Source organism: Enterococcus asini ATCC 700915, from assembly GCF_000407365.1.
Classification (GTDB): domain Bacteria; phylum Bacillota; class Bacilli; order Lactobacillales; family Enterococcaceae; genus Enterococcus_C; species Enterococcus_C asini.
This window is the reverse complement of sequence record NZ_ASVU01000001.1, coordinates 841,090-854,289: the sequence shown is the minus strand read 5'-3', so window position 1 is coordinate 854,289 and position 13,200 is coordinate 841,090. Positions and strand designations below refer to the sequence as shown.

14 protein-coding genes are annotated in these 13,200 nt (G+C 42.2%); 4 read left to right on the top strand and 10 right to left on the bottom strand.

The genetic code is table 11. The annotated features are described in order from the left end of the window. Positions 1 to 13 precede the first annotated feature (13 nt). On the bottom strand, positions 14 to 1,657 hold the full coding sequence (locus I579_RS04155) for a malolactic enzyme (RefSeq protein WP_010754866.1): 1,644 nt from the start codon (positions 1,655 to 1,657) through the stop codon (positions 14 to 16). Positions 1,658 to 1,852: 195 nt separating this feature from the next. Here I579_RS04155 and I579_RS12975 point away from each other — a divergent pair, with 195 nt between their 5' ends. The 3 genes from I579_RS12975 (at position 1,853) to I579_RS04145 (ending at position 3,143) form a co-directional block, all read left to right on the top strand. After that, positions 1,853 to 2,056: a helix-turn-helix domain-containing protein gene (locus I579_RS12975; RefSeq protein ID WP_010754867.1), complete on the top strand. Its 204-nt coding sequence runs from the start codon at positions 1,853 to 1,855 to the stop codon at positions 2,054 to 2,056. A 45-nt stretch (positions 2,057 to 2,101) separates the two neighbouring features. Next, positions 2,102 to 2,749 carry a LysR substrate-binding domain-containing protein gene (locus tag I579_RS04150; RefSeq protein WP_010754868.1) on the top strand — a complete coding sequence of 216 codons (648 nt, stop codon included), beginning with the start codon at positions 2,102 to 2,104 and terminating at the stop codon, positions 2,747 to 2,749. Positions 2,750 to 2,900: 151 nt separating this feature from the next. Continuing rightward, positions 2,901 to 3,143, top strand: coding sequence for a hypothetical protein (locus I579_RS04145; protein ID WP_010754869.1), 243 nt, complete (start codon positions 2,901 to 2,903; stop codon positions 3,141 to 3,143). A gap of 48 nt (positions 3,144 to 3,191) precedes the next feature. Here I579_RS04145 and I579_RS04140 read toward each other — a convergent pair whose 3' ends face one another. From I579_RS04140 to yfmF, 7 genes are all read right to left on the bottom strand, one after another. Then, positions 3,192 to 6,047, bottom strand: a complete 2,856-nt coding sequence (locus I579_RS04140; RefSeq protein ID WP_010754870.1) for a DEAD/DEAH box helicase — start codon at positions 6,045 to 6,047, stop codon at positions 3,192 to 3,194. Beyond that, complete coding sequence (locus tag I579_RS04135; protein WP_010754871.1) at positions 6,040 to 6,447, bottom strand: (deoxy)nucleoside triphosphate pyrophosphohydrolase; 408 nt, start codon at positions 6,445 to 6,447, stop codon at positions 6,040 to 6,042. The genes I579_RS04140 and I579_RS04135 overlap by 8 nt, the downstream gene beginning before the upstream one ends. Positions 6,448 to 6,646: 199 nt before the next feature. After that, positions 6,647 to 7,225 (bottom strand): CDP-diacylglycerol--glycerol-3-phosphate 3-phosphatidyltransferase, encoded by a 579-nt coding sequence (pgsA, locus tag I579_RS04130; protein ID WP_010754872.1) that lies wholly within the window; start codon positions 7,223 to 7,225, stop codon positions 6,647 to 6,649. 15 nt (positions 7,226 to 7,240) lie between these two features. Further along, positions 7,241 to 8,140, bottom strand: coding sequence for a helix-turn-helix domain-containing protein (locus tag I579_RS04125; protein ID WP_010754873.1), 900 nt, complete (start codon positions 8,138 to 8,140; stop codon positions 7,241 to 7,243). 21 nt (positions 8,141 to 8,161) lie between these two features. Beyond that, positions 8,162 to 8,887 (bottom strand): elongation factor P 5-aminopentanone reductase, encoded by a 726-nt coding sequence (gene ymfI, locus I579_RS04120; RefSeq protein ID WP_016249777.1) that lies wholly within the window; start codon positions 8,885 to 8,887, stop codon positions 8,162 to 8,164. Next, entirely contained in the window at positions 8,887 to 10,188 is a 1,302-nt protein-coding gene (gene yfmH, locus I579_RS04115) for an EF-P 5-aminopentanol modification-associated protein YfmH (RefSeq protein WP_016249776.1), read from the bottom strand. Before yfmH ends, ymfI begins: the two co-directional genes overlap by 1 nt. Beyond that, entirely contained in the window at positions 10,181 to 11,449 is a 1,269-nt protein-coding gene (gene yfmF, locus I579_RS04110) for an EF-P 5-aminopentanol modification-associated protein YfmF (RefSeq protein ID WP_010755030.1), read from the bottom strand. Before yfmF ends, yfmH begins: the two co-directional genes overlap by 8 nt. A 171-nt stretch (positions 11,450 to 11,620) precedes the next feature. Between yfmF and mscL the strand changes: the two genes are divergently transcribed. Continuing rightward, complete coding sequence (mscL, locus tag I579_RS04105) at positions 11,621 to 12,076, top strand: large conductance mechanosensitive channel protein MscL (RefSeq protein ID WP_034811008.1); 456 nt, start codon at positions 11,621 to 11,623, stop codon at positions 12,074 to 12,076. 106 nt (positions 12,077 to 12,182) lie between these two features. Here mscL and I579_RS04100 read toward each other — a convergent pair whose 3' ends face one another. Both I579_RS04100 and I579_RS04095 read right to left on the bottom strand, forming a co-directional pair. Beyond that, positions 12,183 to 12,419, bottom strand: a complete 237-nt coding sequence (locus tag I579_RS04100; RefSeq protein WP_010755032.1) for a Veg family protein — start codon at positions 12,417 to 12,419, stop codon at positions 12,183 to 12,185. Between the two features lie 199 nt (positions 12,420 to 12,618). Beyond that, entirely contained in the window at positions 12,619 to 13,179 is a 561-nt protein-coding gene (locus I579_RS04095; protein ID WP_010755033.1) for a sigma-70 family RNA polymerase sigma factor, read from the bottom strand. Positions 13,180 to 13,200 lie beyond the last annotated feature (21 nt).

The window sequence follows — 13,200 nt, the reverse complement described above, 5'->3', positions numbered from 1 at the left end:
TTCACGAATCGGCCTATGCTTCTGTCAAATCAGTATATTCAGGCACCCATTTTGCTTGGTCCACTGCTGTTTTCACATCATCAATCGGTTCACGATTTAAATTTTGAGATAAGACGGAAGCAACCACTGTTTCGGCAATCGTCCGAGAAAATTCGTTAAGTTTCGAAACTGGAGGCAAGATAGAAGCCCCTGGTTTGGTCACGTCAACAATACCACCTAAGGCATGACTTGCATCAGAAATTGTTTGGCTCGTTACACGCATTGCAGTAGAAGCAATCAGACCTAAGCCTAGACCTGGGTACATTAACGCATTGTTTGCTTGCCCGATTTCATAGGTAACGCCATTGTATTCCACATCAGCGGCTGGAATCCCAGTCCCTACTAAAGCGCGGCCGTCTGTCCATTTGATCAAATCTTCCGCAGTCGCTTCTGCTAGTTTCGTTGGATTGGACAATGGCATGATAATTGGACGTTCTGTATGAGCGGCCATTTCCTTCACGATGCTTTCGGTAAAGGTACCAGGTTGAGTCGAAGTCCCAATCATGATGGTTGGGTGGATTGCTTTTACGACTTCTTCTAAACTAGTCAATGCTTCACTGTTAGCAAACTCACTCCGTTTTCTAGCAAATGGTGTTTGGCCTGGAGTTAAGTCATCCATGTCGTCAAACAACAAACCTTGTTTGTCCACTTGGTAGAAATGTGTGCGGGCTTCTGCTTCTGGAATACCGGAACGAACCATTTCGTCCAATAGAATTTCCGCAATCCCAACACCGGCTGTACCAGCACCATACGTTAACACGATTTGATCTTTTAATTCCGCTTTGGAAATATTCAAGCCTCCAAGCACACCGGCTAATACAACAATCCCTGTTCCTTGGATGTCGTCATTGAACGTTGTGATTTTATCTTGATATTTGGCTAGGATATTGGCAGCATTGCCTCGGCCAAAGTCTTCCCAGTGCAACAACAATTCAGGGAAAAGTTCTGTGGAAGCAGAAACAAATTGATCGATAAATTCCATGTATGCTTCCCCTTGAAGACGTTCATGGCGATTGCCTAGGTACAAGGGGTCATTGAGCAATACTTGGTTATTGGTTCCAGCATCAATGGAAACAGGTAAGACTTGATTTGGATTAATCCCGGCAGCTGCTGTGTAAACCATTAATTTCCCAATCGCGATGTCGACACCGTTGACACCCCAGTCACCCATACCTAGGATCCCTTCCGCATCAGTTGCAACGATGAGACGAATGTCACGACCATCCGCTGCATTTTGCAAAGTTGCTTTGATATCTTCTGGTGCATCTACAGAAAGAAAAGCTGCATCTTGGGGTTTTACAAAGATTTCATTGTATTGTTCGATTGAATCGGCAACCACTGGATCATACACAACTGGCATAAATTCAACGATGTGTTGTCCCATTAATTTGTAGAATAACGTCCGGTTCGTATTAAAAATATTCATCAAGAAGATCCGTTTTTCTAGATCACTTGGTTTGCTTAGATATTGACCATAAGCTTGGACGGATTGTTGTTCTAAGGTTTGCACTGTCGCTGGCAACATCCCAGTTAAACCATATTTCGCCCGTTCTTCCTTGGTAAATGCTGTTCCTTTGTTTAAAAATGGATTGTTTAATAAATTGGCACCTGTTAACATCTGTTTTTCCTCCTAATTCTTGTCCTTCATTACGATGGCAAGTATAGGCGCCTAAATATCTTATAGTCAAAACCAATGAGAATGATAAAAATTATTTATATGAAAAAAGATGTGCTCATTTAAAAAGCAAGTCATTTGCTATAAACGAAATTTCAGGATAGGATAAAAAATATTTATATGTATTTTGGAGGAATTATGAATATAAAAGACCTGGAATACTATCAGCGTTTGGTGTACGAAAAGAGTTTTTCAAAGGTTGCGGACTTTTACCAAGTCAGTCAGCCCACGATTACGTATGCCATTAAACGCTTAGAAACCGAATTAAACGTGACCTTATTAGAAAGGGATCGTTCCCATAAAAATATCAGCTTAACCCCGGCAGGCCAGCAGTTTTCCTAACACGTGAACAAAATCCTCCGAGAATTACGGATTGCCAAAAGAGAGATGAGTCATTTTAATACCGAACAGATTCCCTTTGGCCTGCCGCCAATCATCGGCAATTACTATTTTCCAAAGCTGTCGAAACAATTATTAGACCAAGATATTCTGCAACATTTAAAAATCATTCGTGACGGCTCTGAGAACCTACTCCGACAAATTCGCTTAGGGCAAATCGACATTGGCATTATCGGCTCTATTAATCCCCTCACGGAAGATGATTTAAAATCCGAACTGCTAAAAGAAAAGAAATTCCAAATCATTGTGGCGAAAAATCACCCGTTAGCCTCGAAAACTCAAGTAGCGTTTCGCGATTTACTCGATGAAAATTTCGTACTCTTAAGTGAGCGTTACGTCCATCTCTATGCTTTTCAACAACTCACGGCCGCCAGTGGTTTTGAACCTCATGTGGTCTATCAAAGTGACGACTTGCAAATTTTAAAAAGTATGATTAAAGACGGTGTCGGTATTGGCTTTCTAACAGAAATCGCCATCCAACCGGAAGACAATCTCTTGGCCATTGATCTGATTGATGATAATCAACCCCTTTTTTACATTTCCATGGTGCAAAGAAGCGCCGAGATATCCACACCCCTGCACAAAAGCTTTACGGAATTGATTCGAAGAGTTTTTATGGAAGACTTGGATAGTTAGTTAATGCCCCCACACCGAGCTGCAAGGTAGCTTGGTGTGGGGGGGTGTTATACATCGATTAAAAATTATCTTCTTCAATTATCTTGCTCTGATTTCCGTATCTTATCTTGATTAATAAATACAATACCAGATTAATCTTAGGAGGATGAATATGGAGGCAAAACAATCTTTTGTAAGAGTAACAACCGGAGACATTGAAGACGATAGTAAAACAATCAGTATGGAAATTAGTGGCATGTCAAAGATGGCTGTATATCATCAGGATTTACTATTCGCAGCTGCAACCAGCATCTTAGAAACAACTGATCAAAAAATTTTCTATGAAGAAGGCTTGGAGAAAGAGTACTTTGAATTGCTAGAACGGCTTCACGAAGCAGTAACTTACTTGGAATAACAAAAAAGGCTTAGTTACTCAATCAAGAGTAACTAAGCCTTTTTTCGTCTACTGAATACCAATCAAATAACGATAAAATTTAGAATCCAATGGGTGCTCTAAAAGAAACTCAGCTTCTACAACACTACGCTTCGTACCATCTTGAGTTGGTTTCATAAGCTCATGAATCGTTTCTCGAATTGGATTGACAGTTCCCATAAAATAGAAATCTGTTCCCTCATCATCTGATTTTTTGATGAACATGTAAATTTCCCAGTCAGCCGGTTCGAGTAATATTTTTACTTCTGGAGAATTGATCGTCCTAGGTGATTTCGTGTAGTAGAGAATGTGTTGCGGGTCTATTATTGTATCTTCATAGGCCATCCTTGCTCCTTTGAAGTTCTCGCCTTTTTCTAAGGTCATGAAGATGACAAACTTTCCATCCTTATACGTATAGCCACCAATATTTTGATCAACCATCTGTTCTTGCCAATTCAATAATCGTAAGACATCTCTTCTGCGGTACTTTCTATATAATGTCAATGGTTGCTCAGTTTCATATTCGGCATTTTTTATCAGCGCAGCCCCGAGCAAATCATTTATCAGAAAAGCGTAGTAACTATTTTTCAGTGCTCGTTCAAAAGCTGTACTGCGAAAAATTTTTTTATCATGGTAGCTAATCAGCTCCGCTCCAGAGTAGTTCTTCCTACTGCTCCCTGTATAAAACTCTAACGATAAGGTACGCAAAGCAGACAGGATCGTTGGAGTATCGGAATTTAGCCCTTCATCCAATAATAATTCCTGAAAATCTGTCGTTGTTATTACTGGTTTGTTTAGTAATGCTTTTAATAGGATTAGCTCATGCCGTCGCATCCCCGGCAACAATTCCCTTGACATAAACATCAACTGCTTATTTTCTTCTGGTGTGATTGTTCCTTCGTTTTCATTCATTTTTACCAAGAAATCATAATACGAACAGTATTTAGTCGCAATGATTGATGGATCCACTACACCATGTTCTAGAAAATCTTTCAAATAAGGAACTCTGTTAATACGATTTTTGAGATTTTTAAAAATTTCTCTTAAGGATTTAACATCATCAAGTTTTACAGCATCAATCGATTGATAAATCCGTTCTTTTGCGATTATTTCAAAATTCACTGATGATGGTCCAGTGATATAAGTAGTATCAAAAGTATCTTTTCGAAGATTATTTTTATTACGAGTAATGTCTCCTGATAAAGCCATGGGAATCATATAGTTATTTTGATAGTTACCAATAAAATCAATAATTGTCACAAAATCTTTCGATGGATCTTTTCGCAGACCACGACCTAATTGTTGAATGAAAATGATGCTCGATTGTGTGTTACGCAACATAATTACCTGATTAATTTTCGGGATATCGATCCCTTCATTAAAAATATCGACTGTGAAGATATACTGAATTTCCCCATTCTCCAGTTGTTCCACAACCCGCTCTCTTTCTTCTATGCTATGATCACCGGTCAAATAAGCTGATTTGGCATCTTGCTCGTTGAACAGCTGACATAGCTTCTGAGCTTCTTCTTTACGACTACAAAATACCAAAGCTTTGGGATCATTGCGAGAGCAACCATAGTAGTTAATTTTTTTCAACAAAAACCGCGCACGTTCGGTATTTGCTAAATATTTCAACTCGGTTGATTCGGTAATTGTTTCATAATCAGTAACACCAAAATAATGAAATGGACACAGTAAATCTTCTTCCAATGCCTCTTGTAAACGAATCTCATAGGCAATATTGTAATCAAATAGCTCATAGATATTAAAATTATCCGTTCGTTCTGGTGTTGCCGTCATGCCTAAAAGAAACTTTGGAGCAAAATAGTCGAGGACCTTTAGATAGGAATCAGCTCCCGCCTTATGCACCTCGTCGATTAACACGTAGTCAAATGCTTCACGTGAGAATTGCTGTAAGTTTTTATCCCTTGAAATACTTTGAATTGTTGCAAATAAATACTTTGCCTGAAGCTCTTTGGATGTTCCAGACAAAACACCATAATCGCTATCCGGTCCTCCTAGAATTCTTTGAAAGGACTCTTTTGCTTTATTCAAGATTTGCTCGCGGTGAACAATAAACAACATGTGTTTAGGCTTTACCTGCGCTACATCAAGACCAGCTAAATAGGTCTTTCCAGTTCCTGTAGCAGAAATGATTAGTCCTTTTTTGGCACCGCTTTCTCGTAGTTCTTTCAAATTTTCTAAAGCAAGTTTCTGCATCTTATTTGGATAGATATAACTTTTCTTTTCCATCACATCAGTCTCTGTTAATAATGACACTGACTCTACTTTGGGCCGTGGTTTATACTCCTGCTCATAGCTGGCAATCCATTGCTTAGTCAAAGGAACAGCTTGGACCCACTCTTCTTCTAAGTGTTTTCGAATATCAGAAATGATCTCTCCATGATCTCTAGTGGTAAGCAAAATATTCCATTCATAATTCAGTTTTAAAGCATTCATTGTCAGATTGGAACTACCGATAACAAAAGACTGATAATCCTCATGTTCAAATAAATAGCCTTTGGAATGAAACCCATTTTTCTGAGAAATACGGACTTCTAGATTAGGAATTTCTAGTAGTGAATAAAAAACATAAGGATCATTAAACCCTAAATACGTAGAAGTTAATAACCGCCCCTCTATTCCACGATCTGCTAAATCCGAAAAATGTGATTTTAATGCATTTAGTCCATCCTGTGTGACGAATGCCACAGAAAATGTAAAGGTTCGACACTCATCAATTTCTTCTTGAAGTACATTCAAGAAGAAATCTTTCTTTTCAGGCTGATTTACAATAAATTTCGGATCAAGCTTTGATCCTTCAATACTCTTATCGATGAATCCTTTGTAAAGTGCTTTTTTCACCAACTCTATATCAGTCATAGAAATACCCCTGAGCTACTAATTTTTTTACGGTTGGAACATCTACCGGCGCCCATTCCAATGTCTCTAACTCAGTCACTGGTAGCCATTTGAGAGCAACATGTTCTGTGAGAATTGGTTCACCTTTTTCCAAATGACAAATCATTGTTTTCATCTTTACCGTACCAAATTCATAATCATAACTTGATTCTTCAAATACTTCTGGTTCAATCTTAACTTTTATTTTTAGCTCTTCCTGCAATTCTCGACTCAAAGCTTCCCAAGGTGTCTCGCCCTTCTCAATTTTTCCACCTGGAAATTCCCATAGGTAAGCTAGAGAACGCCCAGGTCCACGTTTACAACATAATATCTTTCCCTCACGAATTAAAATCGCCCCAACTACATTAATTTGTTTTCCCATATCCTCACCTGTTTCTATTATCTACTCATCAAAGAACTAAAAACCTTACCACTTTAGAATCCCATAAAAAAACAGTAAGATCAAGAAATAGCTTAGAGCATAGCGAGCTATAACCTCTGTAATTTACAACCGAGAAAAAACAGCCCCTTCCACCTTCATAGGCTTCCAGAGCTGTTCCTCAATTACTATTACTAACCTCTTACATCGATCCTTTAAATACCGCGGTATTTTTCGCGAAGTAGTCCACCCCGGAGTAAATGGTGAAGACCAGACATGCGTAGAGCATGATTTGATCTAGCGGGAAGCCTGCCATACTAAATGGCAAGTTGTTAATGAACAAGAGGATGATGGCCACCATTTGGGTAGCGGTTTTGACTTTGCCGGGCCAAGCGGCTGCCATGACTTCCCCGTGTTCCACGAGTAAGAGACGCAAACCAGTAACGGCTAATTCCCGACAAACGATGATGGCAACGACCCACGCGGGCGCTTTGCCTAATTCTACCAACATGATGAAGGCGGTCATGACTAACATCTTGTCTGCCAAAGGATCGGCAAACTTGCCGAAGTTGGTCACCAATCCGCGGGAACGGGCGATTTTGCCGTCCAACCAGTCGGTGATACTCGCTACGGCAAAGATGATAGCTGCTACTAGATGGGTCACTGGCAAGCTAATATCTCCGGCGTGTAAGGTACCCCAGTCTAAAGGCAACGCTAAAATCAAGATAAAGATTGGAATCATACAGATTCGAATCACGGTTAATTTATTCGGTAAATTCACGCTAATTCCTCTTTCCTATTGTGCGGCTTGTTGATAGCCGATTGTCAGATTGATATTTTTACGCAAAGCCGCCATGCCTTCTTCGGTGAAGACAAGGTCTTGTCCGCCAGCTTTAATGGCCACGTTGGCACTGGCGCCTAAGACAATAGTAGCGTTTTGAGTATTTTCCGGTAAGGTAGTGGACTGCTTGTCTCCTACTTCCAAGGTGTACTGATAAACGTAGCCACCGTTTACGATAACCCCTACCCAGCAGCGTCCAGCCGTACTTTCAAAGTCTAGCTGCAAAGGATTGGTCGCATCGGTGATAGTCATATTGGCTTCTGAATCCGTATTGCTCGTAGTGGTGATAACCATTTGCTTTTCCGCCGAGCTTTCCGTCGTGCTAGCCTCTGTTGAAGAGCTAGCTTTAGGGGCTTCACTAGAAGAAGAGCTAGTCGCTTTTGGCTGCTCCACCGTCACGGAAGAACCAGGATCTTTGATCAAGGAGTCTTCATTACGGTCTTGGATGGTCATCCAAACAACCACGCCGATAATCGTGACTGCTACTAAGGTGAAGAAAATCACCGGCAGTAGGCGAATTACAGGGCTTGTGGTACTTTCCTCCACGTGAAGGGCTTTACGCGAGCCTTTGACCGTTTCCGGTTGTGGTCGTTTGGGTAGAGGCGGTTCAAAGCTTGCCTTGCCATCTAATATGGCTACAAGGCGCTCACCATCTTCTCCTACCGCTTGGGCGTATTGCCTGACGAAAGCCCGCACGTAAAACGTCCCAGGTAAACTCTCCAAGTCACCAGCTTCGATGTCTTCTAGGTAGCGTCGCTGAATCTTCGTGATCTGTTGCAGTTCGTCTAAGGATAGATTTTTATTTAAACGGGCTTGCCGCAATGTTTGTCCGATTTTTGTTGCTTCGTTGGCCACGGGGTCATCTTCTCCAGTCTATTAATACAGCCAGCCGCCGGTCACCGGAATGGTGGTACCCGTCGTATACTGCGCCTCTTTTGAAAAAAGATACGCCACTGCTGCTGCGATTTCAGATGTCACTGCTAGTCTGCCTAAAGGGATGTCTGCGCTAAGCTCCTGTAACTGGTCATCAGTGAATTGGTGATTCATCTGGGTTGCCACCGCTCCTGGGGCCACACAGTTCACCGTGATGCCCAAAGACGCGACTTCTTTAGCATAAGCCTTCGTAAAGCTTTGCTGAGCACCTTTGACTGCGCTATAGACGGTTTCCATACTGCTCCCTGCCAAGCCATAAACAGAGCCGATAAAAACGACTCTTCCTCGGCCGGATTGACGGAGTTTATCTTCAAGAGACGCTAAGAGTAGCATAGGGGTTTCCACATGAACTTTCCACAAAGCGGTCATGTCCTGTTGACTGTGCTCTGACAGTAAGCCGTATTTCGTAAAACCAGCCGCAAAAACCACTCCATCTACTTGGAATAAATCCGCTAAAAATGGCGCTATTTCCCGATAGTCTAGCATATCTAAGCATACCATAAAAAAATCTTGGTGAGGATAGCTTTCCCGTAGTTCACTAACAAATTTTAATACTTTTTCCACATTGTGATGGTAGTGGCAATACAAGGACCAACCCTCTTTTGCCAAGCGACGGCAAACGGCTTCTCCAATGTCCCCAGAAGCGCCTAAGACTAAGGCTGCCGGCATTAATTTTCCTCCTCAGGATACAAATAATACGTGACAAAGGCGTCTTGGTTGATCAGAACTTTACCCGCGGCTAAAACATCCGCCAACGTAACCGAAGCAATCACCTCAGGCACATCGAAAACCGTCAGCTCCTCGAAAAGGCTTTGGGTAAATTGATTGGCAATGTACTCTAGTGAGTTTAAGGATTGGAAGTATTTTCCTAGCATCTTCTTTTTTAGTAGCGCTAGATTGGCTTCGTTTACTTCAGGATCCGTAGCGAAATGCAACAGAATCTGCTGAACTGCTTCGATCATGACTTCTGGTGCATCACTATCCCCAAAGAAAGCAGCAAAGCTAAATTCTCGGTCCAAATCATACTCAAAGCCAAAGGAATCATCGATGACTCCTTCATCATAAAGCCGTAAATAATTGCCAGAAGTATTGCCAAAAAGCAATGCCAAAAGCAGATTAATGCTGTAACGAAAACGGAGCAATTCCCGCGAGTCTTTGGGTAAATCCCCCATTAAGCCTTTGATTCCCAAAGCTCCTTTACTACGGCTCAATGGTAGTTTGCGACTACCTGTCCGTTGAAGGTTAGCCAAGCTTTCTTCTGGAAATTCTCGGCGAATCGGTGTTGCTTCCGGGAATTCTTTACCGGTTTGGTTGGCCTTAATCCAGTCCATGGTTTCTTCGGGGTCAATGTTGCCCACTACCAAAAGTTTCATATTGCTCGGCTGGTAAAAGGTTCGGTAGCACAAATACAAATCTTCCGGTGTGATTTTATCGATGGTCTCCACGGTTCCTAAAATGTCAACGGCCAAAGGATGATTCGGGTACATTTGGGCAAGTAATCCAGAAAACTGTAAAAAGTATGGATCGTCTTGGTACATGCCGATTTCTTGGCCGATAATGCCTTTTTCTTTCTCTACACTTTCCTTAGTGAAATAAGGCTCTTGCACAAAGTCTAGCAAAGTTTCCAAGTTTAAACGAATCTGATCCGTAGCGGAAAAGAGGTAGCTCGTCTTCGTAAAGCTCGTGAAGGCATTAGCGGAAGCTCCCTGCTTGCCGAATACTTGAAAGACATCCCCGGCTTCTTTTTCAAAGAGTTTATGCTCGAGAAAATGAGCGATGCCATCAGGAACGGTCACCGGCTCGCTTTCCCCTAAAGGGACAAAGCGATTGTCCAAACTGCCGTAGTTAGTGGAAAAGAGGCCATAGGTTTTGTGGTAGCCGGCTTTTGGCAACAAATAAACGGTTAAGCCATTGGGCAAAACTTCGGTATAGAGAGTTTCATTGATTTGGTCATAGGTAATTTTATGCATGTTTGCCCGCTCCTTCTAAGAAATAAACGGCCTTCAGCTGAAGTTTCTGGGCGATGGCCTGAACTTCTGCTTTGGTCACCTGATCGATGCCCGCCAGGATTTCCTCATCGCTCATAGCCGCTTCTGGCAACCAGTTATCTAAATAACTAGCTTCAATCAACGCTTGGGGATTGTCCAAAGACAACAAGAACGAATTCTTCAACATGGCCTTGGTTTGAGCCAATTCCTCTGGGGTAATCTGGCCTTGTTGCAAACTCTCCAACTGTTGGGCAATCAAGTGCAATACCCGCTCTCGATTGTCCCCGTCGATACCGGTTTGGACATTGACAAAGCCTCTAAACGTATCATAAGAAGAAGAGGCGTAGTAAGCCATGCTTTCTTTTTCCCGGACGTTTAAGAACAGGCGAGAATGGGGAAAGCCGCCGAATAAGCCGTTAAAGACCATTAAAGCAAAACGCTCCGGCTGGCCGTAATACACGTCCATGGCATAACCTAAATTAAGCTTAGACTGGGTCAATGGCTCTTGTTCTTGTTTTTCGGCAATCACATTGTCCGTTTGAGGATAATAAAAGATTTCCGGATGAACCCGGGAGGTCGCAGAAAATGGCAAAGACTTCATAAAGCGTTCCCCGTCTGCTTCCGTCACGTCGCCTACTAAGAAGACGTCCACTTGGTCTTCTTGAAGCATCTTTTCGTAAGTCACCACCAAATCTTGGCTGGTCAAAGTAGCTAGTGATGCCAAAGTCCCGTAACTAGGCACTTTTTGATCCTCATCCCCTTGGAAGAAGAGGCCCTGCAATTCTTGGGCCGCATAGGCTTGCTTATCCTCGGCGATGCTCTTTAAATAAGCGGTCAAATTTTCCTTTTCCGTGGCAAATGTCCCTTCGTCAAAATGACCTGCTTGAATATTGGGCGCAAATAAAATCTCTTTGATAAAGTCCGTCGCCCGGTCTAGTAGCTGGTCGACTCCCAGATACTTGCCATTGACTAGATTCATGGACAAATTAACTTGATGTAAAGTGCCTTTTTTGTTCATGGAAACCCCAAAACTAGCCCCGTAAAGCTCCGCCAATTCACTGCTTAAAGCCGTTTGGGTGGGGTACTTTTGGCTGTTGGTCTCCAATAAACTCGTCAATAAAGTCCGCGCGGCCGCTTGTTGCCCATCTTGCCGCGCCGAAAAACGAATGTAGATCCGAATGGTTTTGAATTGTTGTGTCGGAATCAGATGAAAATAGACTCCTGGTTGAATCTCTTTTGTCATGATGATGCCCCTTTGAATCGGCAGAAGCCCCCGCCGAGTTTTCCTATCTGCTACAGATTATAGCATAGGCCACCCTTTTCAGCCGAATGCTTCACCTAGCAAGACCTTATCAGTTCAGTTTTTAGTCCCTCTTCGCTATACTGGATAAAAAGGAGAAAGGTGGTTATCTTTTTGATCAAAGAATTTAAAGAGTTTATTATGCGAGGGAGCGTCCTCGATCTAGCAGTTGGGGTTATCATTGGGAGTGCTTTTACTGCTATCGTGAACAAAGTCGTGGAAGGTCTAATTACCCCATTGATTGGGTTAGTGATTTCCCAATTCACCAAAGGGCAAAATCTGGACGAAGCCATGAACGTGTTAGACGTGAAACTTAATGGTGTTACCTTTAAGTTTGGCGATGTAATCAGTGCTATTATTACTTTCTTAATCACAGCCTTCGTTTTATTCCTGATTGTCAAAGCCGCTAACAAAGCCAAAACATTTGGCCGCAAAGAAGTGGAAGAAGAACCGGCAGAAATCGTGACTACCGAAAGTCTGTTGACAGAAATCCGCGACCTCTTGGAAGCCCAAGAAGCACAAAAAACGACTACGGTAAAAGTCGACGCTACCAAAGACCCACAAGAGTAAGAAAACATAAAAAACGCCTGAACCACTGTTTAACAGTAGTTCAGGCGTTTTTTTGGACAAAGAAAAAGAGTCTGACCACAAACGCCAAACTCTACCTTCTCATATACTAACCTAGAAACTCGATTTCTACGGTGCGGGTCAGAACATCTGAGTAGCTATAGGAGACCCGTTCAAAGGAATTTTCTTCCTGATCCAAATCAACTACAAAGACAGATGGATACGTTTCTGTCAAAATACCTTTGCGCTCAGTCTGACGCTTGCGGCCAGTTTGTGCTACGACCATGATTTCGCTACCGATCCGACATTCCAAGTCCTTCTTGATTGACGCTAAAGTTGTTGGCATTGCGTTCACCTCAGGAGTGATTGTACCATATCAGAGGGAAAATTTCAAGTTTATCATAACAAATTCCCATTGACAATCACTCTACACCAAATTCTCTAGAATCTCTAAAAAACTTGAAAAAAACTGACCTTTTCACTCTCTTTTTCCCACTTTTTTTGATAACTTTGTTAGAAATGAAACCGTTTTATAACAGAGACCACTAATTTTTTAAATGGTAAATGATCTTTCGTCGCGCTCTTTCATAGGCTAATTTGACTTTTTTAGGCGACTGATTTGCATAGGCAGCGATAGTCTCAAAATCGTGTCCTACTATGTACGCCGTAAAAGCCAGCTCTTCTAAAGGGGATAACTGATCCCCGAGATCTTCCAAGGCCTCCGCCACAATCAACTGCTCGTCGGCGGCCGGGACTTGCTGGGCTAACCCAAACTGCACATCACAGCCTTCATCGGCCAAGGAAGTCTCAAAAGGAACCGCATCTGTCTGGCTTTTACGCTTATAGGCGGCCTGTTTCCGTAAATGACTCTTGATACAATTATCAAAATTTCGCTTGAAGTACGCTCCCAAGGTCACCCCGATTTTCTCATCGTAGTGGGTCAGACTTTCGGAAAAAGCAATCAAGCCCTCTTGTAGCCAGTCATCACAGTCGAAGTCCTTTACAAAGTAAATTCCTTGCAACTTAAAGACAATCGGCCGATATTGCAAAAACAACTCCATAAATGCCTCTTCGTCCCCGGCTCTGGCATCCTCCAGTAATGTCATAACAAAAAACCCCCTTCCAAG

Excerpts from the sequence above, each read along its gene's own strand:
- I579_RS04100 (WP_010755032.1), bottom strand. The coding sequence starts at position 12,419 with ATGCCAACAACTTTAGCGTCAATCAAGAAGGACTTGGAATGTCGGATC.
- yfmF (WP_010755030.1), bottom strand. The coding sequence starts at position 11,449 with ATGACAAAAGAGATTCAACCAGGAGTCTATTTTCATCTGATTCCGACA.
- I579_RS04140 (WP_010754870.1), bottom strand. The coding sequence starts at position 6,047 with ATGACTGATATAGAGTTGGTGAAAAAAGCACTTTACAAAGGATTCATC.
- ymfI (WP_016249777.1), bottom strand. The coding sequence starts at position 8,887 with ATGCCGGCAGCCTTAGTCTTAGGCGCTTCTGGGGACATTGGAGAAGCC.
- I579_RS04150 (WP_010754868.1), top strand. The coding sequence starts at position 2,102 with ATGAGTCATTTTAATACCGAACAGATTCCCTTTGGCCTGCCGCCAATC.
- I579_RS12975 (WP_010754867.1), top strand. The coding sequence starts at position 1,853 with ATGAATATAAAAGACCTGGAATACTATCAGCGTTTGGTGTACGAAAAG.
- yfmH (WP_016249776.1), bottom strand. The coding sequence starts at position 10,188 with ATGCATAAAATTACCTATGACCAAATCAATGAAACTCTCTATACCGAA.
- I579_RS04135 (WP_010754871.1), bottom strand. The coding sequence starts at position 6,447 with ATGGGAAAACAAATTAATGTAGTTGGGGCGATTTTAATTCGTGAGGGA.
- I579_RS04095 (WP_010755033.1), bottom strand. The coding sequence starts at position 13,179 with ATGACATTACTGGAGGATGCCAGAGCCGGGGACGAAGAGGCATTTATG.
- I579_RS04155 (WP_010754866.1), bottom strand. The coding sequence starts at position 1,657 with ATGTTAACAGGTGCCAATTTATTAAACAATCCATTTTTAAACAAAGGA.
- I579_RS04145 (WP_010754869.1), top strand. The coding sequence starts at position 2,901 with ATGGAGGCAAAACAATCTTTTGTAAGAGTAACAACCGGAGACATTGAA.